Genomic DNA, 23,160 nt, shown 5'->3' on the forward strand with positions numbered 1-23,160 from the left:
GTGGACGGCGTCATCGACATCCACACGCACTACGTGCCGCGCGGCTGGCCGGACCTGACGGCCGAGGCCGGCCCGGACGCCCCCTGGCTGCGGATCGAGTCCGAGTCCGAAGCCATGATCATGATGGGCTCCCGGGAGTTCCGGCGGATCCAGGCCGACGCCTGGGACGCCGGGACCCGGCTGCGCGACATGGAGGCGGACGGGGTGGCGCGACAGGTGGTCTCGCCGACCCCGGCGTTCTTCACCTACGGGCGCAGCGGCGCCGAGGCGACGAAGATCGCACGGATCTTCAACGACCTCGCGCTGGAGATCGTCGCCCCGGCGGCGGACCGGCTGATCCCGTTCTGCCAGGTGCCGTTGCAGGACCCGGACGCGGCCTGCCGCGAGTTGGAGCGCAGCATCGCCAACGGCCACCGGGGCGTCGAGATAGGCAACCACGTCGGCGATCAGGACCTGGACAGCGAGGGGATCGTCACCTTCCTGCAGCACTGCGCGTCGCTGGACGTCCCGGTGTTCGTGCACCCCTGGGACATGGCCGGCTCGCCCCGGCTGGACCGGTGGATGGCGCAGTGGCTCACGGCCATGCCCGCGGAGACCCATCTGTCGATCCTCGCCATGATCCTGGGCGGGGTCTTCGACCGGATCGACGAGCGGCTGAAGATCTGCTTCGCCCACGGCGGCGGCTCCTTCGCCTTCTGGCTGGGCCGGATGGAGAACGCCTGGCACGGCCGCAACGACATCATCGGCACCTCCGCGTTCCCGCCCTCGCACTACCTCGGCCGCTTCTACGTGGACTCGGTGGTCTTCGACGAGCGGGCGCTCCGTCTCCTCGTCGACACGGTCGGCGCGGACCGGGTGATGGTGGGCAGCGACTACCCGTACCCGCTGGGGGAACGCCCGGTCGGCGAAGTGGTCCGCAGGAGCGCCTTCCTGGACGAACACAGCCGCCGGCTGATCACGCACGGCAACGCGGAACGCTTCCTGGGGCTCCCGGACGTGCCCTGAGGGCGGCCCGGTCGTCCCGGCGGCCGTCCGCAGCCGCCTCCTGCGCGGCGATCCGGCTGAACTCGGTGTTGGGCGCGAGTATCCCGGCCGCTGACCGCGCGACACAGCCCCTGCCGGGCGGGCGGACCATCCGGCGGGGCCTCGGTGCGGGACGATGATCCTGGTGCCCCACCCACCACAGCCGTCGTCCGCCGACGTTGCCGTCAAACGTCGCGCGAGCCCTCATCGACATCGCTGTCGATGAGGGCTCGCGCGCGATTTTTCAGGGTTTCAGGAATCCTGTTTTTTCAGAACGGATGATTCACCATCACCCACCCACGCCCACATAACCTTGACCCCATCAAGGGAAGCCACCCACAGGGTCACGCTTCCTCCACCGGTGAACCTCAAGTCCACTTCATGCCCAGCCCCATAGTCCGCAAGAGTCCACTTCCCAACACCTTCCACTGTCTCTTCTGAGACGACTTTGATGCCGGCGCCTTCCACGTAGTCGGTGTGCAGAGGTTTCGCGGAAAATTGCCCATCTGCCCGCAGAACGAGAGACGATCCACTTCTACTCTCCCAGTGACCGACCAGCTCGCCACCGATCACACGACTTACGTCCTTCAACTCACCCTGGTCACCGCATCCCGCAACGGAGACAGGAAGAAATAGGGCGAGCAGCCAACCAGACATAACGCGCCACTTGAAACGATCACCTGATCTCCCACGACACACGGGCACCCCCTTTCTCGTCATGGCCCGTAGACAAAGGTCTCGCGCCCTTGCAGACACCGAATTACCCCGGAGTGGCCTCGGGGAGCAGCAGTCGTACGCGCGCGATCAGGCGCTGTCGGCGCCGAGGAGCAGGTCCGCGACGACGTTGGTGTCGTAGGCGAAGTCCACCTGATGGCGACCGTCGCCGAGGGCCTGTACCGCGGTGACCTTGTGGCCCCGGCGGACGGTGCCCGCGGGCAGGAATTCCAGCAGCATCTGCCGCAGTTCGTCGCGCGGTACCTCCGGGCGTTCGGCGGTTCCGTCTTCGGGCAGGTCGAGCAGCGCGTTCCCCGTCTGATCCATGAACCGGTAAGCCTCGCGGCCAGTCGAGATCAGCGCTTTCCTTCCGGCACGTACCCAATTGCCATCAGGCCGATTCCCACAACGCAAACATAGAGGGAATCCAAGGACCAGGTGAGCGCCAGGAGTATCGCCCCCGCGCCCCATACCCGAGGACGTTGCACCAGGTACCGCAGCCACCGCCCAGGCACCCGACCAAGAAGAAGGGCATGAATCCCTGCTACGCAAAGGGCAATCGCGATCGCGATAGCCAGGACGAGCATTGTAATTACAACCATGCCGAGCATAATGAGACCTTCTGCTGCACTTCCACACCCGGACTCGCTTTCTGTCGAATATCTCTAACCGACAGAAAGCGCACCTACTCCGTACCGCTCGGGACGATTCTCAATCAACCCCCGAGTGCCCCGTCCGAGGACAGCGCTGTCCGCTCGTCCTCTGCCGCGCCAGCGAGAGCACCGGTACTCACGGACCAGGCCGACGGAGCAATTCCCCCAGCGCAAGGACCAACAACGCGGCCACTGCCCGCGAAGCTGTCCGTCTGGAAAACGACATGGCTGACCCACCCCTCCAGACCCCCCGGCCCCAACGCACGACGCGATCGCGTTCGGACCGCCTGCGAAACATAGGCCTTAGGTATATGCCAGGCAATGGAAGTTGAGAGGTTAAGCCCCCGATGTAAAAAGCTGACCCACCGATGAAAGCCACAAGTCAGGGCAAGGAGGACATACTAAAGGCTGTCGTAAGTGATCTTGCAGGAGGTGGTGGTGTGGGCGATCACGGTACGAACTCGCCGCCTGTCCAGTGAGGTTGATGTTGTGCAGGCGGGCGATGCCGAGCATGGCGTGGTGGACGTCCTCGCCCTCGAGGCGGCAGTCGCGCAGGATCTTCCAGCCCTTCATCCGGGCAAAGGTGTGCTCGACGCGGGCTCGGACTCGTTTGCGGGAGCGGTCGTGCTCTTCCTTCCAGGCCGGGAGATCCTCGCCCTCGGTCCGGCAGTGCGGGATGACAAGGCCGGTGCCCTGGTAGCCGCCGTCGGCGATGTTCATGGTGTTGCCGACCGCGTCCTTTGCGCCGGATTCCTCCCAGCCTCGGGAGTCGTGACGGTTCCCGGGCAGGGGCTGGCCGACCACGACGACCAGGCGGGTGTCGGCGTCGATGACAACCTCATGGGCAGTGGAGTAGCAGTAGTTCTTCGACTGCCCGGCGCATCCCATGGGCTGGAAGTGACGAAGTGGGCCAGCGCCTGCCGGTTCCCGTCCTTGCCCAAGCGGGCAACCGACCACCTCCTGCACGAAGCTGGGGATGCTTCGGCGTTCAGTGATTCCCGGTCCCCGGCGCAGATTGGACTTTCGGCAGTGTCGGACGGCGTCCGATGTCCGTACGTCACCTCCGTGGGCAGCGCAATGACCAATAGCGAGGCTGCGACTGGAGCTGCTGTGTCGAGACTGCGACTGGAGCTGCTTTGTTACGGCGAGCATATGGTCCTGGGACCATTCTCGTAGCGGCTACCACGGTGGCTGTCGGCCTGAGCGTGATCACCCGTGGTGGGCTGTCCCGACCTACCATCGCCGCGTTCCTGGCAGGACGACGGCCTGGACGGACGGCGCCGACAGCGCTCGCACTGCTTCCACGGACTCCCCGTGGGCCCCCGTCGAACACCGCCTACGAAGCGTGGAGATACGGCTCGCCTCAGTCAACTTCGCGTACGCGGCCTGCTCGATCATCCGTACCTGCCGCGCCGGCGGGGCGAACCTCCGCCAGGCGGCGATCCAGCAGGTCAGGTCCCTTACCCCGCACGCCTCCAGGAAGTGCGCGTACCTGTCGAAACGAGGAAGGGTCTCCCTCTCGGGATGGAGCATGTCTCCGATCGTGGACTTCTTGAGCCCGCCTCCGGTTTTCTCCTCCAACTCCCGGTAGGACGGCCGCATGGCCCAGTCGTGCACCTCGCGCAGCTTCCGCCGCAGGTCCACGGCGGACGTCGCCGTCAACGGGTCGGGAAGGGCGGCGTCGATGACGTGATTCCTCTTGATATTGCTCGTGCGCTTCCGCGGCTCCTGCTCGGCAAGGAGCATGATGTACCAGAAGTCGATCCCCGTTTCAGGCGAGATCTTCAGCAGGCCCCGGAGCGCCAGGAAGGCCGGCGGGTCGGGAATCGCCTCCGCGGTGAGGTAACTCCCCAGGACCGTGGGGGTGACGTTCAGCAGTTCGGCCAGCTCCCCCCACCCAGGCCAGATTTGCGATAGGCGTTGATCAGGCTGCGCCGCATGACGCCCCTGAACATCCCGCTGATCGGGTTCGTGAACCCGATGAGGTGGAGCCCCGGCGAGTACGAGAACCGCCTCCAGGCGACCGCCGAGCAGTGGTACCAGAACGGCCATGAGGAACACCGACACGTGGATGGGGCAGTAACCGATGGACAAGAAGTGGCTGCCACTGACCGTCGTGCTCGGCGTCGCCGGGGTGGCCGTCGTGACCGCGAGCCTCTGGCCTGACGGCGAGGAGAAACCGCCGCTGCCGCAGACGCTGTGCCACGGGGCGCTCAGCCGGCAGACGGCGGAACTGATCGACGACAGCAAGGGGGGCGAGGTCAGCGCGGAGGAGTGGGAGAGCAAGGGCAAGGGCACCGACTACGCGGTGTTCAAGGGGTGCAGCGTGCAGCGCGCCAACCCGGACAGTGACTACCCCCGCGGGATCTACCAACTGATCATCGAGGACACCCGGAGCGCCCCCGGCCACAAGAAGGACTCCGTCGCCCTCGGCCCCGGATTCACCGGCTGGGCGCTCCCCGACCAGGCCGAGGTCACGCTGCCGACCGGCTGCGCCGCCCTCATGGGCTCGACCGCCCCGTACATCACGGTGTCGCTCAGCGCGCCCTCGCAGGCGGAGAAGAAGGGCCTCGTCGACCGGGAAAGCGCGATCCGCAACAGTGCGACCGTGATGCGGGAGGCCGCCACCAATCTCGTCAAGCAGTACGGCTGCGCCGACTGACCGGTCAGTCCGCCCGCCGTCGCGGCACCCGGGCCGCGCCCTTCGGCTCTCCGGCTCAGCCGAGACGGCGGGCCCCGGCGCCTGCGGTCAGACCCTTTCCACCCGGATGCGATGGTCCGCCAGGAACGTGTCCATGTCGTCGACATCCGAGGTGAAGACGGTGACCTCGAATCCGCGCTGCGCAGTCTTGACGGCCACGGCAGCCAAAACGGCGTCGATGGCGTACTTGTGTCCGTGCAGCCCAGAGGTCTTCAGCATGCCGCGGGCGAGGGAGATCACCTGGTCATCGGTGTGCTCCACATCGATCCGGGACAGGGCCCAGTCCCACAGCCCTCGGCGTGCACCCTGCTGAGGGTTCCACGCCTCCAGCGTGGTCAGCGCGCTGGTGACTACAGCGATGTCCAGGCGCGGCGCCGCCTTCACCAAAGCCGCCATCCTTTGGTCGCCCTGGACCGTCTTGGACAGCGCTTCGGAGTCGAGGACGAAGGCACGCCGACGTACAGATGGAACACCGGCACACTTCGAACGGCTCACGCCGCGGCGCCGGGAGAGCGCTGCTCGTCATGCCAGTCATCGATGGCCGCGATGCGCTCCAGCGCCGCTCTCTCTTCCTCGGCCGACACCGGACCGAACTCTGTCTCCAGGCGGTCCGTCAGCTCCCGGAGCCTGTCCATGGCGTCCTGATGCGCCGCAGCTGCCGCGATATAGGCGGACACTCCCCGGGCATCGACCCGCCCCTTGATCGATTCGACCAGCTCATCCGGCACTGTGATCGTAATCTTCCGAGTCGCCATACTCGGAGTATGGCACACCATCGGTCGCGCACGAGATCCTTCGCGCCGGACAGACGGTGAGGCACCCCGTCGCCTTCCCGAGAGGCCATGGGTCCCCCTTGCCCCTCCCATGGACGCGGAACCAATAAAGACCAGGTCACAGCCACTCAGGGCTCTTCCTGGAAGCGCAGCGTCGCTACGTCGGCCCAGACCTCACCAAGGAGATCGCCGACCGGGCTGCCGCCCCGTTCGGCACCTTCGGGGCGAGCGACGAGGCACTGTTCGACGTGCTGTTCGGCCGCGCCCGTCCCCGGGGACAGCCCACCCTTCCAGCTTCCGCGCTCGATGGCGAGCGTCACGTGTGCGGCCAGGGCCGCCGGTCACGGTCAGCCCGCATTGCCGGACATCAGGCGACCTGCCGCGTCGTGTACGAGCTGGGCGTGCAACTCGAACATCGCCACCAGATCGACGGCTCCCCCACTGATCTCCCGTTGCACGAACAAGCCGTCCGCACCTGCTACGGCGTAGGTCGTCAGCGTGTGGATCGCCTCCTCGTCCAAGTCCGGGAAGAGACTCCGGGCGGTCTCGATGATCTTCCGACGGGCGGTCTCGCGCACCTGCAGGAACACGGTCCGACCCTGGGGCTCGGTGGGGCGCCGCTCCAGGGCGAGCATGAGGCCGAGGCGCAGGAAGTCGGGTGCGTCGACCAGCGACTTCGCCACGTTGGCGGCCATGGTGGTGACTCGCTCCAGGGAACTGCCCGACTCTTCGTCCGGCAGTTCGACCGCGGCCAGCCACGTCTCGAAACTGCGCTCGATAACGGCGGCGATCAGGTCGTCCTTGTCCTTGAAGTGCCAGTAGATCGAGCTTGCGGGCAGCCCGCACTTGGCACTGACGGCCGCGATGGACGTGCCTTCATAGCCGCGCTCACCGGCGATCTCCGCGGCGGCGTCGAGGATGCGCTGCCGCGACTCCACCCCGTTCGCCCGCTTCTTGCGCGTCGCCTGTGGCCTGGTCATGGGGTCTTCCCTCCTGTTGCGCCGACCCTTGACCGTATCTGGCACCGAGCTTACCGTAGCGCTCACTCCAATTGGAGTGAGCGCTACAGCATGAGCATCGTGACGAACGAGAGCGAGGTGGCCCGGTGGCAGCGATCAGCGCTCCAGACCTGAGGGCCAGGGACGACACGTACGACGTGGCGGTGATCGGTTACGGACCTACAGGGGTCACGGCGGCGAACCTGCTGGGCGCGATGGGCCTGAAGGTCGTCGTCCTGGACCGTGACGCCGAGATCTTCGGTCGTGCCCGGGCCATCTCCACCGACGAGGAGGTCATGCGGATCTGGCAGCGTGCCGGTCTGGCCGAGCGGCTCAAGCAGGACATGCTGACCGAGCGGCCCGTCGACTTCGTCGACGCACACGGCCGGCCCTTCATGACCGCCCACCCCACGCCCCGCGGGCACGGCCATCCGCCGCAGATGTTCATCTACCAGCCGGCGCTGGAGCAGGTGCTGCGCGACGGCGTCGGCCGCTACCCGACTGTGCGTGTGTTGCTGAGGCACGAGTGCCTGCGCGTGCGCCAGGACTCCGACGGAGTGGAGCTGACGCTCGTCGGCACGGCCGACGACTCCGTCCACCGGCTCCGCGCGTCCTATGTGATCGCGGCCGACGGCGGCTCCAGCCTCACCCGCGCCCAGCTCAACATCGGCTACGAGGGCACCACATACGAGGACCGGTGGGTGGTCATCGACACGAAGATGCTCAAGCCGTGGCCGGACCACGACAAGCTCCGCTTCCACTGCGACCCGGCCCGGCCGGCCGTCGACTGCCCGACCCCGCTCGGACACCACCGCTGGGAGTTCCCCATCCTCCCCGGCGACGACGAGAAGGAGCTGACCACCGAGGAAGCCGTCCACCGGCTGCTCACCCGGTACGGAATCGGCCGGGACAGCGTCAAGGTGCTGCGGGCCACCGTCTACAGCCACCACGTGCGCTTCGCCTCCCGCTTCCGCTCCGGCCGCATCTTCCTGGCGGGCGACGCCGCTCACGCCATGCCGCCGTGGATCGGCCAGGGCATGGCGGCGGGGGTGCGCGACGTCGCCAACCTCTGCTGGAAACTCGACGCCGTCCTACGAGGAGAGCTTCCCGAAGGCGTCCTCGACAGTTACGAGGCCGAACGCAAACCGCACGTCAGGGAAGTGACCAAGCGGGCTGTGTTCGTCGGCCGGATCATCACCGAACGGCGCCTGCCGGTCACCCGGATCCGCAACCGTTCTCTGCGCCTGCTGGACCGCCTGCCCGGCTTCGGCAACTGGATGCAGGACTCCCACTGGATACCCGTCGCCCACTACGGCGCCGGTCTCCAGGCCCGCCCCCGCACCAAGGCATCCGGCCACCAGGTCCCCCAACCCCAGGTGACCGGCCCGGACGGCGCCCTCGTGCGCCTGGACGATGTCCTCGCCGGCCGGTGGCTGCTGCTGCACGCCCGAACGGCCGCCCCGCAGCAGGAATGGGACCGGATGGGAGTGCCCTCGCTGGTCGTCACCCCCGCAGGCTCCCGGCCGGCCGAGGGCACCGTCGTCGACCACGACGGGGTCCTGCTGCCCTGGATGAACGCCCGCCGGGCGGCCACCCTCGCCCTGCGGCCCGACGCCTACGTCTACGCCGCCGCGCCCCTTGGCGCTCAACTCCCCCCGCCTCCCTCTGGTTTCGCCCCGTCCCCAGCCCCTCGCCCGACCTCGACCAGCACCCAGTGAGGAGCAACATGCCCACACCTACCGGCCTGCCCGCAATGCGGGAGGCGACCCACGACATCGGCGGCGGCAGGAAGATCTTCGTCGCCGAAACGGGCGAGGGCCCGCCGGTGCTCCTGCTGCACGGTGGCGGCCCCGGCGCCTCAGGCGTCTCCAACTACACCCGGAACATCGCCGCACTGGCCAACGAATACCGTGTCATCGTGCCCGACCTGCCCGGCTACGGACGCAGCACCAAGGGCATCGACGGCAGCGACCCCTTCGGAGACCTGGCCCACGGCATCCGCGGTCTGCTCGACGAACTCGGCCTGACAAAGGCCCACTTGGTGGGCAACAGCTACGGCGGCGCCTGCGCCCTGCGTATCGCACTGGACACCCCCGACAGGGTCGACCACATGGTGCTGTTGGGCCCCGGCGGCATCGGTACCACCCGCACCCTCCCCACCCAGGGCCTCAACAACTTGCTGAACTACTACACCGGCGAAGGGCCCTCGCGGCTGAAGCTGGAGAAGTTCATCCGGCACTACCTCGTCTTCAACGCCGCTGACGTCCCCGACTCCACCATCGACGAGCGCTACCGGGCGAGCATCGACCCCGAGGTGATCGCCTCACCGCCGCTGCAACGCCCCTCCGGACCGAACGCACTGCGGACCGTCTGGAAGATGGATTTCACCCGCGACCCACGTTTGTCCCGGCTGCCCGTACCGACGCTGGTGCTGTGGGGTGCGGCGGACAAGGTCAACAGACCCTCCGGCGGCAGCATGCTGGCCGACCGCATGCCCAACTGTGACCTCTACCTGGTCGCCAACACCGGTCACTGGGTGCAATTCGAACGCGCCGAGCTCTTCAACCGCCTGTGTGCCGACTTCCTGGCAGGCCGACGATGACCGATGTCCCCGCCCCCTCCGTCTTCGGTGCCGTCCATCTCGGCTACCTCGTCATCGAAACCAACCGCTTCGCCGACTGGCAGCGGTTCGGGACCGACGCCATCGGCATGCACCACGACGCCCTCTCCCGGGACCTGATGCGATTCCGTCTCGACGACCAGGAGTGCCGGTTCCTGCTCCGGCGCGGCCCCGCCGAAGACGTCGTCGCCACCGGCTGGCACATCGACGACCACACCGCCTTCGAGCAGATCGAGGCCCGCATCCGCGCCCACGGCGTCCCCGTCGTCGCCGGCACCGACGAGGAGGCCGCGCTGCGCGGCGTCGAACGCCTGCTGCGCTTCCCCGGCCCCAAGGGCATCACCCAGGAGATCTACACCACCCCGGTGACGTCCGCGGAACCGCTGCGCATGCTCGCCTCCGCGTTCGTCACCGGCGACTCCGGCATGGGCCACGTCGCGCTGACCTCCACCAAGCCGGCCCAGATCCGCGGGTACTTCAACACCGTCTTCGACGCCCGCCTGACCGACTACATCGACGAGACCATCAGCGGCGTCAAGCTCAGGATCCGCTTCCTACGCGTCAACGAACGCCACCACTCCATCGCCGTGGCCGCCACCCGGGGCCTGCCGCTCGACCCGGTCCCCACCCGTGTGCAGCACCTCAACATCCAGGCCGCCACCCTCGACGACGTCGCCCAGAGCTACCAGCGCGTCCACGAGCTCGGCTTCGACATGGCCCTGTCCGTCGGCCAGCACACCAACGACCGTGAACTCTCCTACTACGCCCGCACCCCCTCCGGCTTCGAGTGGGAAGTCGGCTGGAATCCCCTCGTCGTCGACGAGGACACCTGGGAACCCACCACGCACCAGGGCATCAGCATCTGGGGCCACCTCCCCGTCGGCCAGACCATCGTCGACAAGCTCACCCAGTTCAGGACCGGCGCCCGTTCCCTGGCCCGCTCCGAGAACACCGTGCCGGCTCTCAGCGGCGCGGGCATCCCCGACGACTGACAGCCCGGCGGTCGCCTCCTCGGTGAGCAGGTGACCGCCACCGCACGCCGTACCTTCTCCCAGCTGCTCCCCGCCCGCTCATGAAAGGCCGCTTCATGACCCACTCGGCACAGCGCATCGACGTCCACCAGCACACCGTGCCCGCGTTCTACCGTGACGTGCTCGCCAAGGCCGGCATCGGCGAGGCCGGCGGCCGGGCCCTGCCCGACTGGAGCGCCGCCTCCGCCCTGGAGCTGATGGACCTGCTGGGCACCCGGGCGGCCATCCTGTCCGTCTCCACCCCGGGAACGGGCTTCCTCACCGACCCGGACGAAGCCGCCTCCCTGGCACGGCGCCTGAACGACCACGCCGCGGCAGTGACCGCCGAACATCCCGGGCGCTTCGGCCACTTCGCCACCCTCCCCATGCCGGACGCCGCCGCCTCCGCCACCGAAGCGGTGCGGGCGCTGGACGAACTACAGGCCGACGGCGTCACCCTGCTCGCCAACAACCGCGGCACCTACCTCGGCGCCGACGGTCAGGAACCGCTGTGGCGCGTCCTGGACGACCGCGGCGCGGTGGTGTTCGTCCATCCCGCGGAACTGCCCGCACCGCCGGTCGATGGCATCCCGCCCTTCGCCGCCGACTTCCTCCTCGACACCACGCGGGCCGCCTACCTCCTCGTCCGCAACGGCATCGTCCGGCGCTACCCCCACATCCGGTTCATCCTCAGCCATGCTGGGGGCTTCGTCCCCTACTCCTCCCACCGCATGGCCGTCACCATCGCCAACGACACCGGGCGCAGCCCTCTGGTCGTGCTGGACGACTTCCGCTCCTTCTACTTCGACACCGCCCTGTCCTCCAGCCCGGCCGCCCTGCCCACCCTGCTCGCCTTCGCACACCCCGGTCACGTCCTGTTCGGAAGCGACTGGCCCTTCGCACCCACCCCCGCCGGCCAGTACTTCGCCAACGGACTCGACACCTTCCTGCCGCCCGGCCCGCTCAAGGCCATCAGCCGCACCAATGCTGAGGCGCTCTTCCCGCGACTGGCCGCCGGCGCCCCCGCGCCGGGCCCGGGCCGACCGGCCGCGACACGGCTGCGGCAGGCCGCCCAGCGCGCCGCCGCCCGACTCTTCTTCAAACTCGTCCAGCCCGGCACCGGCTGAGACAGGAACCGCTTCGTCGCGCGCCGCCACGCGTTCCGGGGCGCCCTCGCCGCGCAGGTAGACGGCTGAATCGCGGAACAGCACACTCCAGCGGCTCGGTTCCCGTGAAGCGGCCCGATCGGGACGCCGACGGCCATGTGCCCTGAAACTGCAGGTCACAGAGGTGTGAAAGCTCACGGTGACACACAAGGAAGCCCGTACGCCGCACCGATCCAAGGTGCCGACGCGCACCGAAAACGGGGCTTTCGCAGGCCAGAACGTTTCTCCTGACCTGCCGAGGGTGGGGCGGGTGGGACTCGAACCCGAATGGGTGACGCGCCTCACCTGCGGAAACGCCACAGAGGCGGACATTCACATCCTGCTGCATCCCGCTGCGTCCGGCTCGATCCCCGGCGACCACACTCCGGTGCGGTACGTACCGCACCGCGACGCCATGTCTGAGCGAGCAGCGCGAGGAGATCCGCCTGAGCGCGTCCGGCGGTCCGCTCCCGACTACGGCCCACCCGCAACGCACCCCGGCAACTCCCCGCTCTGGCCTCATCCCCCGCAGCCGACGACAGTCACAGTTCGTACCGTCCAGGCGCAGGGCCTTGCCGGTCCCTACACGCCGCGCCAGCTCACGAACTCATGCCCTCCGCTCGCCGAGAGCCGTTCGCTGAACGGGTGCACCTCGCCGGTCAGAGCCGCCACGCACAACGCCGCCACTCCGCCGTCGAGCACGGTCCAGCGGCTCGTCCCGTGCGGCGTCTGCCTCCGGAAGACAGCCACCCGCCAGTCGTCGGGAGCACCCTCGCGCAGCCAGAACGCGACATCGCTGCTCGCCGAGTCCGCGAAGGGCAGCAGCGGCGGCAGTACGCCTCCCGGCAGGAGGGCGCCCAACTCCTCGCGGTCCCGGTCCGAGAGAGCGGGTTCACCTCTGTCCAGGAGATCCCCGTACGGCGAGCCGGGGACCGGCGGCGTGCTCACGGACAGGTACTCGTCGATCTCACCGCCGCCGTACAACTCCACGAACTCACGGTAGTCGGCCGGCAACGCCAGGCCCGTCGTCCGCTCGATCTGCTCCCAGTCCACCGCGTCGCCGCCGGAGCTGGGCGGCGGGAGCAGCTCGCGCAGGCGGGCGACAGCAGGGTGAGACATACGGGGTTTCCTCCGTTTACAGGGTGGACGGCCAGGCTCACGGCTGCCCTGGTAGCGGAACCTCGGCGCTGGTGCGACTGTCCATGGCGGTGCCCAGGTTCTTCCAACCCTGGCCGGCAGTGTAAATAAGGTTCGAGACCGTGGTGGCGTCGGCACCCGCGTAGCGTCCCCTGCTGTTCCAGGCCGTGTAGGACATCCGGAACTCGTGGGACTCGGTCGCGGTGAGCAGCATTCTGGTCTGCCAGTAGCCGGACAGGATTCCCATGACCTGGCCCGGGTTGGGCTCCTGAGACTCTTGGGTGTTCGTTGCGTTCCTAGGCCTGGCTCCTCCTGGAAAGGAATCCGGGAAGTTGTCGCCTCTTCATTCTGGTCGCCCGCCCACTGACTGCCGACAGCCTTCGGTCCCGGGGTTCTTGACGGGATATCAGGGGGTCTTCGGAACGGCCCGAGGGCGGTCACACCCGTGTCAGGAATGCGTCAGACAGCGTGGTGGGCCGGTACGGGGAAAGCCACCGGACATGCGTCCGCCCCGTGCGGGCACGAGGCTGGCCCAGGGCGAGGACGACTTGACCCCGCGCCAGGTCCGGGGGGTGGCGATCTGGCACGGGGTTCCGGCGGAGGGGTCGGGCCGTGGCTGCCGAACCGTCGCCTCAGCGGGCCGCGGGGGCGTCGATGGACTTCGGGCCGGGAGATGCCTCCCGTTCCCCGGCCGGGGGGCCGGCGGCCGCAGGCGGAGCCTCGACGCGCCCGGGCAGGAAGAGGGTGGCGACGAGCAGTACCGCGAGGGTGCCGATCGCGAACCAGTACACCCCGTGGATGCCCTTCATCACATCGGTGCCGCCGATGGTCTTGAGGATGACGGTGACCAGTGCGATACCGATCGCCGCGCCCAGCTGGTTGAGCATGTAAAGCACGGAGCTGCCCTGCGGGACGAGGGGGCCGGGCAGGGTGCGGTAGAGCGAGCCCATCGTCGGCGCGCCGACGAAACCGAGTCCGAGACCGATGACGAGGGACGCGATCGATGTCAGCACTACGCGGGTGTCGGCACTGACCTGAGTGAGGGCGAATCCGCCGAGGGCCGCGACGATCGCGCCGCCCTGGGCGAGGCCGCGGCTGCCCATCTTGTCGCTGAGGCTGCCGGCCAGAGGCATGGCGAGTGCGGCGCCCAGTCCGATCGGGGTGACCAGGAGGCCGGATGCGAAGGTGCCCATGCCGTGCGCCTGCTGGTAGTAGAGGGGGAGGGCGAAGAGACTCGCGAAGGTGGCGAGACCGCTGAGCGTCATCACGGTCACGCTCGCGGTGAAGCTGGTGCTCTTGAACAGCCGCAGGTCGATCAGCGGCGGGGTGAAGGGACGCTTCCGCAGCGCGTGGACGCCGTAGCCCAGCAGCATGATGATGCCGAGAATCAGTGGGGTCAGTACCTGCCAGGCGGCGAAGGCGGTGAGCTCGGCCGACTGGGTCATGGCGAGGACGAGCACCGCGAAACCGGGGCCGAGCAGCGCCAGACCCGTGACGTCGAGCTTGCTGAACGGCTCGTCGGAGCCGCGCGGCAGGTCGGTCGGTACGACCTTCAGCGCCAGGAAGAGCGCGATCAGACCGACGGGCACGCCCAGCAGGAACATCCAGCGCCAGGACAGGCCCTCGAGGATGGCGCCGCCCGCGATCGGACCGAGCACTGGTCCGAGGGAGAGGACGACACCCATCAGACCCATGACGCGGCCTGCACGGGCAGGGCCCGCCCCACGGGCGAGGAGGATCAGCACGAGCGGATCGAGGACGCCCGCGCCGACACCCTGCAGAACTCGGAAGGCGATGAGGCTGCCGACGTCCCAGGCCAGGGCGCAGGCGAGCGAGCTGCCGAGGAACAGCAGGAGGCCAGTGATCCACATGCGCTTGCTGCCGAACCGGTCGACCGCCCACGAGGTGAAGGGGATCACGGCGGTGACGGCCAGCAGGAAACCGGTGGACGCCCAGCCGATGGTATTGAGAGAAGTACCGAACTCTTTGCTCAGGGGGTCGATGGCCACGGCCACCATCGTGCTGTTGAGGATGCCCAGCATCCCCCCCAGCAGGACGGCGACGATCAGCCGCACGAGTGCGGGTTCCAGGCGGTCATCCCGTAATTGCGTCATCGCTTCTCCGGTGGAAGTCCCAGGTCGTATGTGAACCAGCGGGTTCAAACTAGTGGTCCCCCACATCCCATGCAACCGAATCGTTCAGACTATTGAACCACCTGGTTCAATTAGAGGTCCCAGAGGATACGATGGCCGGGTGACCGGACCGAGTACGACGGCGGCGTCGAGGCCCAGGGCCTCCCGAGGGCGCATCGACAAGCGGCAGGCGATCCTGGACGCCGCGTTCACCGTGTTCGCGCGCGAGGGGTACGCGAACGCCTGTGTGAAGGCGATCGCGGCCGAGGCGAACGTCGCCAAGCCCACTGTCTACAACCACCTCAGCGACAAGGCGAACCTCTTCCGCAATGCGATCGAGGTGGCCGCCGAGACCGCGCAGTCGGAGAATCTCGCGGTCGTCGGGCGGCTCGCCGAGCCCGGCGACGACCTGCGGGCCGCCCTCCAGGACGTGGGACTGCGACTCCTCCGGTGCTACTCCAGCGACCGCTCGTGGGCACTGCGCCGCCTGCTCTACGCGGAGGTCACCCGCTTCCCCGACCTGCTGGAGACCGTGCGCGGCGGCGTGACCACCCGTGTGACCGGGGCGCTCGCAGACCGGCTCGCGCGCCTCACGCTCGACGGCCGGCTACGGATGACCGACCCGGCTCAGGCGGCCGAGCAGTTCATCGCGCTGCTGACCGGACCCGCCGAGGCGCGGTCGAAGTTCGGTACGGAACAGCTCCCCGAGGAGGAGCTGCGCGCGCTGGCGGAGGGAGCCGTCCGGACCTTCCTCATGGCTTTCGGCTCACCCCCCGCGAAAACTGCCGAAATACAGTGAGATGTCAAGGGATCGCGAAGTCGACAAGGCGGCGTCAGCTTCCACGGCACCGACCCGAGATCCCCGGATAGCGTCACCAACCGTTCACCCCAGCCCCCGCCCACCTGGTACGCCGCACCTCGCACGGTGGCATGCCGCTCGGCCCGTAGGGGGCCGGCCCGGATTGGTCCCCTGTTTCGATCCGGTTGCGTCCTACTCGATCCCGCTGGATCGGGGATGGCACAGCGTTCGCTGCACCGCCTCTCGAGCGCCTCGCAGATGGCTCTATTGCCACCGAGGTCCGGCTGGGGCCGGTTCTACGCGCTGAGCATGTCGGTATTCCTACGAGACTTCGATGCTCTGCCGGACAAGCGCGCGAGCAGCCGGCCCGCACCGACGGCCACGTAGAGCACGACCAAAACTCCGAGTGTGAGGCCGAGCTGCTTGATCAGGTTTTGGCGGAGCTCGGCGGGAAGCTCGGCCTTCGGGACGCGTAGCGCCATGGTGTTCTCTTCGGACGTCTGCCTGTTTGGCATGAAGACACCATCGGGCCCGCGAATGTGACAACCACCATCCCCGCCGACATTCACGGAGCCTGCCGGCCCTGGAGGCAGTGCTCGCCGAACCAGACATCACCGAGTGGGCCGACTACTTCCTGCACGCTCGCGCGACCGACGCCGACGCCCTCACGGCCCTCGCCCCACGGGATGGAAGCGACCACACACCGTGACACCCACTACCCCTCCGCAGCAGGGGGAAGCCGAACACCGACTACACGATCAACGACGCCTACCAACCCCGAGGCCGGGCCAGCACCACGAGCACCTCCAGCAGTCGGACGGCTGCGACAGTCAGGGTCCGGGCCCGTCCCCGGCTGGACCTGCACAGCTCGGCCGGGGACCGGTCACGTGTGCGATGTCTGCGCCCCTCGATCTCGCCGAAGGCTTCGCTGACACTTCGGCCGAGCAATGGCCGAGCTAACGATCTTGAAGGGCGAAAAAAGGCCCCCGCCGAAGCGGGGGCCTACCTGTATCTGCTGGTCAAACGGGTGAACCGTGCCAGCTTCACGGTGGGGCGGGTGGGACTCGAACCCACGGCCGACGGATTATGAGTCCGCTGCTCTAACCGGCTGAGCTACCGCCCCTTCTCGGCGTGGCGCGTACACCTGTACGCGCCGTCTGCCGCAGCATAGCCGGTCATACGATCTCTCGCTCCGGATGGTCGACTTCGCGTGACCATGAAGACCATGCTGGTCCGCGCCCGGTTCCGTACGGAGCGAAATCGACGCGAACGAGTCGCATGCGCCCCACAGGCACCGTGGCGACGGGTCGGCCCTGGGCACACGGAAAGAGGGCCCCGCAGGGCCCTCTTCCGTTCCGCTCCCCCGACTGGACTCGAACCAGTAACCCTCCGGTTAACAGCCGAATGCTCTGCCAATTGAGCTACAGGGGATCGCGCTCCCCCGACTGGACTCGAACCAGTAACCTGCCGGTTAACAGCCGGCTGCTCTGCCAATTGAGCTACAGGGGATTGCTGCGTGTGCACCGAACCCGGCCCACCTGGCTACTGCCGGGCGGCGCGTGCTCGCTGCGACACATACATTAGCGCAAGCAGGGGGGTGCTTTGCCAATCGGTATCCCCCCGGGTGATCTCGGGTGCCCGCGGGTAGGCGGGCAGCACACGTCGCACTGAGCGTCGTACGGAGCAAGGAAGGGTGGCAGCCATGCGGTACCGGCTCACGTTCATCGCCGGACTGGCCCTCGGATACGTGATCGGCACACGGGCCGGACGCGAGCGCTACGAGCAGCTGAAGAAGTCCGCACGCCAGTTCGCCCAGAACCCGGCCGTACGCAACACCGCCGAGTCCGCGGCGCAGAACAGTCGCGATCTGGCCGGCAAGGCGTACCACGCGGTCAGCGACAAGTTCGGCGAGAAGGTGCCCGCCCCGGTGGCCGACCGGATGCGCTCGCTGCGCAACCGCGGCCGGAACGGCGAGGACGACTGGGGCACCAGCAACACCTAGGACCGCGATCGGGGGCCGGACCAGCGGTACGGAAGCGCTCCCCCGGTGCGGCAGAATCGTGCGTATGGGCATAGTCGCCGGTCTGGACAGTTCCTCCGCCTTCACGCACATCGTCGTCTGCGATACGGACACCGGCGCTGTGCTGCGCCGGGGATACGCCGCACATCCCGTCGAGGAGAAGGCCACCGAGGCCGATCCGCAGGCGTGGCTGCTCTCGCTCGGCGAGGCGGCCACCGGCGGGATGCTCGAAGGTGTGCAGGCCATCGGGGTCTCCGCGCAGCAGCATGCCCTGGTGCCACTGGACCAGCAGGGCAATCCGGTGCGCCCGGCCCTGGTCGGCAACGACAAGCGGGCGCAGGTCGCCGCGGCCGATCTGATCGACGGACTCGGCGGGCGGCGGGCCTGGGCCGAGGCGGTCGGGTCGGTGCCGCAGTCCGCTCACCCGGTGTCGAAGCTGCGCTGGCTGGCGCGGAACGAGCCGGAGGCGGCCCAGCGGGTGGCCGCCGTGCTGCAGCCGCACGACTGGCTGGTGTGGCAGCTGCTGGGGCGACCGGCCCGCCGGACCACCGACCGGGGTGCCGCGTCCGCCACCGGTTACTGGTCGCCGGGCAGCGGTTCCTACCGGCCCGACCTGGTGGAGCTCGCGCTCGGGCACCAGGCCGCCCTGCCCGAGGTGCTCGGCCCCTGCGACACGGCCGGGACGACGCCCGAGGGGCTGCTGATCTCCGCCGGGACCGGGGAGACGATGGCGGCGGCGTTCGGGCTCGGGGTCGGGATCGGCGACGCGGTGGTGTCGCTGGGCGCATCGGGTTCGGTCATGGCGGTGCATCACGAGGCGCTGCCCGATCCGTCCGGGACGATCCACTCGTTCGCCGACGCGACCGGAATGCATCTGCCGGTGGTGTACACGTCGAATGCGGTACGCGCGCTGCGCGGGACCGCCGAGATGCTGGGCACCAACGGGCTGGAGGAACTGTCCGCGCTGGCGCTGAAGTCGACACCCGGCTCCTCCGGGCTCGTGCTTCTGCCGTACCTGGAGGGCGAGCGCACCCCGCACCTGCCGCACACGGCGGGAACGCTGTGCGGGCTGCGGCGCGAGTCGATGAAGCCGGAGCATCTGGCCCGGGCGGCGTTCGAGGGGATGCTGTGCTCCCTGGCCGACGCGCTCGATGTGCTGCGCGGCCGTGGCGTCGAGGTGCGGCGGGTGTTCCTGCTCGGGGCGGCGGCCGAACTGCCCGCCGTGCAGGAGATCGCGCCCGCGCTCTTCGGTACGCAGGTGGTCGTGCCGCAACCCGCCGAATACGCGGCGCTGGGCGCGGCCCGGCAGGCGGCCTGGGCGCTGGGCGTCTCGCAGGGGACGGCCGATCCCCACACCCCTCCGGCCTGGCAGGGAGCGGCGGCGCAGGTGCTGGAGCCGGGCGAGGAGCTGGCGGTCGGCCAGGCGGTCCGCCAGCAGTACACGGCGACGCGCGACCAGATCCATCCGGGAGCGTTCGACTCCGCGCCCTGATCCCCGGCCCGTGCGATGACCGGGTACACAGGGAGGAGGCCCGCCTCCCCCATGTGTACCCGGTCTTTTTTTTGACCTGGTCTTGAATAAAATCGCTCGCCGTGCCGGTCGGGGTACCGGAAAATGGTTCGCCTCCCGAATGCCGCCGACACCGAGAGACACGCGTGCTCATACAACTCCTGCGGGCCCATCTCGGTCCCTACAAGAAACCCATCCTGTTGCTGGTCGCGCTCCAGTTCCTGCAGACCTGCGCCAGCCTCTACCTGCCGACGCTCAACGCCGACATCATCGACAACGGTGTCGTCCAGGGCGACACGGGCTACATCCTGGAGTTCGGCGGCATCATGATCGCCGTCAGCATCGCCCAGGTGGTCTGCAACATGGGCGCCGTCTACTACGGTGCCCGTACCGCGTCGGCCCTCGGCCGCGACGTGCGGGCGGCGATCTTCGGCCGGGTGCAGTCGTTCTCGGCGCGGGAGGTCGGGCGCTTCGGCGCACCCTCGCTGATCACGCGTACCACCAATGACGTCCAGCAGGTCCAGATGCTGGTGCTGATGACCTTCACCCTGATGGTCTCGGCGCCGATCATGTGCGTCGGCGGTGTCGTCATGGCCCTCGGCCAGGACGTCCCGCTGTCGGCGGTCCTGCTCGCGGTACTGCCGGTGCTCGGGATCGCGGTGAGCCTGATCGTCAGGCGGATGCGCCCGCTGTTCCGCACCATGCAGGAGCGGGTCGACACCGTGAACCGGGTGCTGCGCGAGCAGATCACCGGGAACCGCGTGATCCGCGCCTTCGTCCGCGACGGTTACGAGGAGCAGCGCTTCCGTGGCGCCAATGACGAACTGACCGAGGTGGCGCTGTCGACGGGCCGTCTGATGGCGTTGATGTTCCCGACCGTGATGACGGTCGTGAACGTGTCCTCCATCGCCGTGGTCTGGTTCGGTGCCCACCGCATCGACAGCAACGGCATGGAGATCGGGGCGCTGACCGCGTTCCTCTCCTATCTGATGCAGATCGTCATGTCGGTGATGATGGCCACCTTCATGTTCATGATGGTGCCGCGGGCCGAGGTCTGCGCCGAGCGCATCCAGGAGGTCCTGGGGACCGGGTCGAGCGTGGTCCCGCCCGTCGATCCGGTCCGCGAACTGCGCGCCCACGGTCATCTGGAGGTCCGCGGCGCGGACTTCCGCTACCCGGGCGCCGAGGAGCCGGTACTGCGTTCGGTGGATCTGGTGGCGCGCCCCGGCGAGACCACCGCGATCATCGGTTCGACGGGCAGCGGGAAGTCGACGCTGCTGGGGCTCGTACCACGGCTGTTCGATGTGACGGACGGTCAGGTGCTGGTCGACGGCACGGATGTGCGGACGCTGGAGCCGGCCCTGCTGGCGAAAACGGTGAGCCTGGTCCCGCAGAAGCCGTACCTGTTCTCCGGGACGGTCGCGACGAACCTGCGGTACGGGAATCCGGACGCCACCGACGAGGAGCTGTGGCACGCGCTGGAGGTCGCGCAGGCCAGGGAGTTCGTCGAGGCTCTGGAGCACGGCCTGGACGCGCCGATCGCGCAGGGCGGCACCAATGTCTCCGGCGGGCAGCGGCAGCGCCTGGCGATCGCCAGGACGCTGGTGCAGCGGCCGGAGATCTATCTCTTCGACGACTCGTTCTCCGCACTCGATTACGCGACCGACGCCGCGCTGCGCGGGGCGCTGGCCCAGGAGACGGCCGAGGCGACCGTGGTGATCGTGGCCCAGCGGGTGTCCACCATCCGTGAGGCCGACCGGATCCTGGTGCTGGACGAGGGCCGGGTCGTCGGCTCCGGCACCCACCACGAACTGATGGACGGCAACGAAACGTACCGGGAGATCGTGCTCTCCCAGCTGACGGAAGCGGAGGCCGCGTAATGGCCGGGCCTGGCGGACGCATGGCGGCGGGCGGGGCGCCGACCGACCGGTCCATGGACTTCAAGGGATCGTCGAAGCGGCTGCTGAAGCGCTTCTCGACGGAGAAGACCTCGCTGTACGCGATGTTCGTGGCCTGCGCGCTGAGCGTCGGCCTGTCGGTGGTCGGACCGAAGATCCTCGGCCGGGCGACGGACCTGGTGTTCGCCGGGGTCATCGGCCGGCGGATGCCGGAGGGAACGACCAAGGAGCAGGCCGTCGAGGGCCTGCGCTCGACCAACAGCGGCCTGGCCGACATGCTCTCCGGCGTGGACTTCGTGCCGGGTCACGGCATCGACTTCGGGGCAGTGGGCGACGTACTGCTGCTGGCGCTGGCGGTCTACGTCGGTGCCGGGCTGCTGATGCTGGTGTCGACCCGGCTGTCGATCCGGATCATCAACCGGGTCGTGTTCCGGCTGCGCGAGGACATCCAGACCAAACTGGCGCGGCTGCCGCTGTCCTACTTCGACCGGGCCAAGCGCGGCGAGGTGCTGAGCCGGGCGACGAACGACATCGACAACATCTCGCAGACGATGCAGCAGACGATGGGCCAGCTCATCAACTCCCTGCTCACCATCGTCGGCGTGCTGATCATGATGTTCTGGATCTCCCCGCTGCTGGCCGTGATCGCCCTGGTCACGGTGCCGCTCTCGGCCGTCGTGGCGGCGAAGGTCGGCAAGCGGTCGCAGCCGCAGTTCGTGCAGCAGTGGAAGACGACGGGCAGGCTCAACGCCCACATCGAGGAGATGTACACCGGGCACACCCTGGTGAAGGTCTTCGGGCGGCAGGAGGAGTCCGCGAAGGACTTCGCCGAGCAGAACGAGGCGCTGTACGAGGCGGGCTTCCGGGCCCAGTTCAACAGCGGGATCATGCAGCCGCTGATGATGTTCGTCTCCAACCTGAACTACGTGCTGATAGCGGTCGTCGGTGGTCTGCGGGTCGCCTCGGGTGCGCTGTCGATCGGTGACGTGCAGGCCTTCATCCAGTACTCGCGGCAGTTCTCGATGCCGCTGACCCAGGTCGCCTCGATGGCCAACCTGGTGCAGTCGGGCATCGCGTCGGCCGAGCGGATCTTCGAGCTGCTGGACGCCGAGGAGCAGGGCGCCGACCCCGCGCCCGGCACGGGCGAGCGCCCCGAGGAGCTGCGGGGCGCTGTCTCGCTGGAGAAGGTGTCGTTCCGCTACGACCCGGAGAAGCCGCTCATCGAGGGTCTGTCGCTGAACGTCGAACCGGGTCACACGGTCGCGATCGTCGGCCCGACGGGCGCCGGCAAGACCACGCTCGTCAATCTGCTGATGCGCTTCTACGAGGTGACGGGTGGTCGGATCCTTCTCGACGGGGTCGACGTGGCGAAGATGTCGCGCGACGACCTCCGGTCGGGGATAGGCATGGTGCTCCAGGACACCTGGCTGTTCGGCGGGACGATCGCGCAGAACATCGCGTACGGCGCTGCGCGCGAGGTCACCCGGGAGGAGATCGAGGAGGCGGCGAGGGCGGCCCACGCCGACCGCTTCATCCGTACCCTGCCGGACGGCTACGACACGGTGATCGACGACGAGGGATCCGGCGTCAGCGCGGGCGAGAAGCAGCTGATCACCATCGCTCGGGCGTTCCTGTCCGACCCGGTGATCCTGGTGCTCGACGAGGCGACGAGCTCCGTCGACACCCGTACCGAGGTGCTGATCCAGAAGGCGATGGCGCGTCTGGCGCACGGTCGTACCAGCTTCGTGATCGCGCACCGGCTCTCCACCATCCGGGACGCCGACGTCATCCTGGTGATGGAGAACGGCTCGATCGTCGAACAGGGCACCCACGACGAGCTGCTGGCCGCCGAGGGCGCGTACGCCCGGCTGTACTCGGCGCAGTTCGCGCAGGCGGTCGCCGAGGTCGACTGAGTCGGCCGTGGCCGGCGCGGGGCCCGTACCTCCGGCGGAGGTACGGGCCCCGTGGTGAGGGTGGCCGCCGCCAGGGTCAGGCTGCCGCCGTCGACGGTGAGGATGCGGAAGGTT

Annotated in this window: 22 protein-coding genes, 3 tRNA genes and 1 pseudogene; 11 read left to right on the forward strand and 15 right to left on the reverse strand. The window is 68.5% G+C overall.

Annotated features, from left to right (window positions below; translation table 11 throughout):
- On the forward strand, positions 1-1,005 hold the full coding sequence (locus AB0L71_RS20740) for an amidohydrolase family protein (protein WP_365244791.1): 1,005 nt from the start codon (positions 1-3) through the stop codon (positions 1,003-1,005).
- Positions 1,006-1,275: 270 nt separating this feature from the next.
- Here AB0L71_RS20740 and AB0L71_RS20745 read toward each other — a convergent pair whose 3' ends face one another.
- From AB0L71_RS20745 to AB0L71_RS20760, 4 genes and pseudogenes are all read right to left on the reverse strand, one after another.
- Entirely contained in the window at positions 1,276-1,596 is a 321-nt protein-coding gene (locus AB0L71_RS20745; protein WP_365244794.1) for a hypothetical protein, read from the reverse strand.
- A 231-nt stretch (positions 1,597-1,827) separates the two neighbouring features.
- Positions 1,828-2,064: a hypothetical protein gene (locus AB0L71_RS20750; RefSeq protein WP_365244797.1), complete on the reverse strand. Its 237-nt coding sequence runs from the start codon at positions 2,062-2,064 to the stop codon at positions 1,828-1,830.
- Between the two features lie 797 nt (positions 2,065-2,861).
- Positions 2,862-3,269 (reverse strand): annotated as a pseudogene (locus AB0L71_RS20755) (transposase family protein); the annotation flags it as partial.
- Between the two features lie 354 nt (positions 3,270-3,623).
- Positions 3,624-4,442 carry a hypothetical protein gene (locus AB0L71_RS20760; protein WP_365244800.1) on the reverse strand — a complete coding sequence of 273 codons (819 nt, stop codon included), beginning with the start codon at positions 4,440-4,442 and terminating at the stop codon, positions 3,624-3,626.
- A 34-nt stretch (positions 4,443-4,476) separates the two neighbouring features.
- Between AB0L71_RS20760 and AB0L71_RS20765 the strand changes: the two genes are divergently transcribed.
- Positions 4,477-5,052, forward strand: a complete 576-nt coding sequence (locus AB0L71_RS20765) for a hypothetical protein (protein ID WP_365244803.1) — start codon at positions 4,477-4,479, stop codon at positions 5,050-5,052.
- Positions 5,053-5,139: 87 nt separating this feature from the next.
- Here AB0L71_RS20765 and AB0L71_RS20770 read toward each other — a convergent pair whose 3' ends face one another.
- The 4 genes from AB0L71_RS20770 to AB0L71_RS20785 all read right to left on the reverse strand — a co-directional run bounded on the left by AB0L71_RS20770 (position 5,140) and on the right by AB0L71_RS20785 (position 6,844).
- Positions 5,140-5,586 (reverse strand): hypothetical protein, encoded by a 447-nt coding sequence (locus tag AB0L71_RS20770; RefSeq protein WP_365244810.1) that lies wholly within the window; start codon positions 5,584-5,586, stop codon positions 5,140-5,142.
- The gene (locus AB0L71_RS20775) at positions 5,583-5,846 is read right to left on the reverse strand and encodes a hypothetical protein (protein WP_365244813.1); all 264 of its coding nucleotides are present in this window, start codon (positions 5,844-5,846) and stop codon (positions 5,583-5,585) included. The genes AB0L71_RS20770 and AB0L71_RS20775 overlap by 4 nt, the downstream gene beginning before the upstream one ends.
- A 146-nt stretch (positions 5,847-5,992) precedes the next feature.
- Entirely contained in the window at positions 5,993-6,184 is a 192-nt protein-coding gene (locus AB0L71_RS20780; RefSeq protein ID WP_365244816.1) for a hypothetical protein, read from the reverse strand.
- 27 nt (positions 6,185-6,211) lie between these two features.
- The gene (locus AB0L71_RS20785) at positions 6,212-6,844 is read right to left on the reverse strand and encodes a TetR/AcrR family transcriptional regulator (protein WP_365244818.1); all 633 of its coding nucleotides are present in this window, start codon (positions 6,842-6,844) and stop codon (positions 6,212-6,214) included.
- A gap of 125 nt (positions 6,845-6,969) precedes the next feature.
- Between AB0L71_RS20785 and AB0L71_RS20790 the strand changes: the two genes are divergently transcribed.
- The 4 genes from AB0L71_RS20790 to AB0L71_RS20805 all read left to right on the forward strand — a co-directional run bounded on the left by AB0L71_RS20790 (position 6,970) and on the right by AB0L71_RS20805 (position 11,619).
- Positions 6,970-8,580 (forward strand): bifunctional 3-(3-hydroxy-phenyl)propionate/3-hydroxycinnamic acid hydroxylase, encoded by a 1,611-nt coding sequence (locus AB0L71_RS20790; protein ID WP_365244821.1) that lies wholly within the window; start codon positions 6,970-6,972, stop codon positions 8,578-8,580.
- A gap of 8 nt (positions 8,581-8,588) precedes the next feature.
- Complete coding sequence (locus AB0L71_RS20795) at positions 8,589-9,464, forward strand: alpha/beta fold hydrolase (protein ID WP_365244824.1); 876 nt, start codon at positions 8,589-8,591, stop codon at positions 9,462-9,464.
- Positions 9,461-10,474, forward strand: coding sequence for a VOC family protein (locus AB0L71_RS20800; RefSeq protein WP_365244827.1), 1,014 nt, complete (start codon positions 9,461-9,463; stop codon positions 10,472-10,474). The genes AB0L71_RS20795 and AB0L71_RS20800 overlap by 4 nt, the downstream gene beginning before the upstream one ends.
- Before the next feature lie 95 nt (positions 10,475-10,569).
- Complete coding sequence (locus AB0L71_RS20805; RefSeq protein ID WP_365244830.1) at positions 10,570-11,619, forward strand: amidohydrolase family protein; 1,050 nt, start codon at positions 10,570-10,572, stop codon at positions 11,617-11,619.
- A 600-nt stretch (positions 11,620-12,219) separates the two neighbouring features.
- Here the strand turns inward: AB0L71_RS20805 and AB0L71_RS20810 are convergent.
- The 3 genes from AB0L71_RS20810 to AB0L71_RS20820 form a co-directional block, all read right to left on the reverse strand.
- Entirely contained in the window at positions 12,220-12,756 is a 537-nt protein-coding gene (locus tag AB0L71_RS20810) for an SMI1/KNR4 family protein (protein ID WP_365244833.1), read from the reverse strand.
- 37 nt (positions 12,757-12,793) lie between these two features.
- A complete protein-coding gene (locus AB0L71_RS20815; protein WP_365244836.1) occupies positions 12,794-13,021 on the reverse strand; it encodes a hypothetical protein in 228 nt (75 codons plus the stop codon).
- A 385-nt stretch (positions 13,022-13,406) separates the two neighbouring features.
- Positions 13,407-14,888: a DHA2 family efflux MFS transporter permease subunit gene (locus AB0L71_RS20820; RefSeq protein ID WP_365244839.1), complete on the reverse strand. Its 1,482-nt coding sequence runs from the start codon at positions 14,886-14,888 to the stop codon at positions 13,407-13,409.
- A 139-nt stretch (positions 14,889-15,027) separates the two neighbouring features.
- Here AB0L71_RS20820 and AB0L71_RS20825 point away from each other — a divergent pair, with 139 nt between their 5' ends.
- Positions 15,028-15,705 (forward strand): TetR/AcrR family transcriptional regulator, encoded by a 678-nt coding sequence (locus tag AB0L71_RS20825; RefSeq protein ID WP_365244841.1) that lies wholly within the window; start codon positions 15,028-15,030, stop codon positions 15,703-15,705.
- Positions 15,706-16,001: 296 nt separating this feature from the next.
- Here the strand turns inward: AB0L71_RS20825 and AB0L71_RS20830 are convergent, their stop codons facing one another.
- The 4 genes from AB0L71_RS20830 to AB0L71_RS20845 all read right to left on the reverse strand — a co-directional run bounded on the left by AB0L71_RS20830 (position 16,002) and on the right by AB0L71_RS20845 (position 17,214).
- On the reverse strand, positions 16,002-16,220 hold the full coding sequence (locus AB0L71_RS20830; protein ID WP_365244844.1) for a hypothetical protein: 219 nt from the start codon (positions 16,218-16,220) through the stop codon (positions 16,002-16,004).
- A gap of 534 nt (positions 16,221-16,754) precedes the next feature.
- Positions 16,755-16,828 (reverse strand) — tRNA-Ile (locus AB0L71_RS20835).
- Between the two features lie 235 nt (positions 16,829-17,063).
- Positions 17,064-17,136: transfer RNA gene (locus AB0L71_RS20840), tRNA-Asn, on the reverse strand.
- Positions 17,137-17,141: 5 nt separating this feature from the next.
- Positions 17,142-17,214, reverse strand: a tRNA-Asn gene (locus AB0L71_RS20845).
- A gap of 193 nt (positions 17,215-17,407) precedes the next feature.
- Between AB0L71_RS20845 and AB0L71_RS20850 the strand changes: the two genes are divergently transcribed.
- The 4 genes from AB0L71_RS20850 (at position 17,408) to AB0L71_RS20865 (ending at position 23,046) form a co-directional block, all read left to right on the forward strand.
- Positions 17,408-17,707: a YtxH domain-containing protein gene (locus AB0L71_RS20850; RefSeq protein WP_365244847.1), complete on the forward strand. Its 300-nt coding sequence runs from the start codon at positions 17,408-17,410 to the stop codon at positions 17,705-17,707.
- Between the two features lie 64 nt (positions 17,708-17,771).
- Positions 17,772-19,217 (forward strand): FGGY family carbohydrate kinase, encoded by a 1,446-nt coding sequence (locus tag AB0L71_RS20855; protein WP_365244850.1) that lies wholly within the window; start codon positions 17,772-17,774, stop codon positions 19,215-19,217.
- A 164-nt stretch (positions 19,218-19,381) separates the two neighbouring features.
- Positions 19,382-21,115: an ABC transporter ATP-binding protein gene (locus tag AB0L71_RS20860; protein WP_365244853.1), complete on the forward strand. Its 1,734-nt coding sequence runs from the start codon at positions 19,382-19,384 to the stop codon at positions 21,113-21,115.
- Positions 21,115-23,046: an ABC transporter ATP-binding protein gene (locus tag AB0L71_RS20865; protein ID WP_365244856.1), complete on the forward strand. Its 1,932-nt coding sequence runs from the start codon at positions 21,115-21,117 to the stop codon at positions 23,044-23,046. The genes AB0L71_RS20860 and AB0L71_RS20865 overlap by 1 nt, the downstream gene beginning before the upstream one ends.
- Positions 23,047-23,160 lie beyond the last annotated feature (114 nt).

Origin of the sequence: Streptomyces sp. NPDC052052, assembly GCF_040680455.1 — a bacterium.
Classification (GTDB): Bacteria; Actinomycetota; Actinomycetes; order Streptomycetales; family Streptomycetaceae; genus Streptomyces.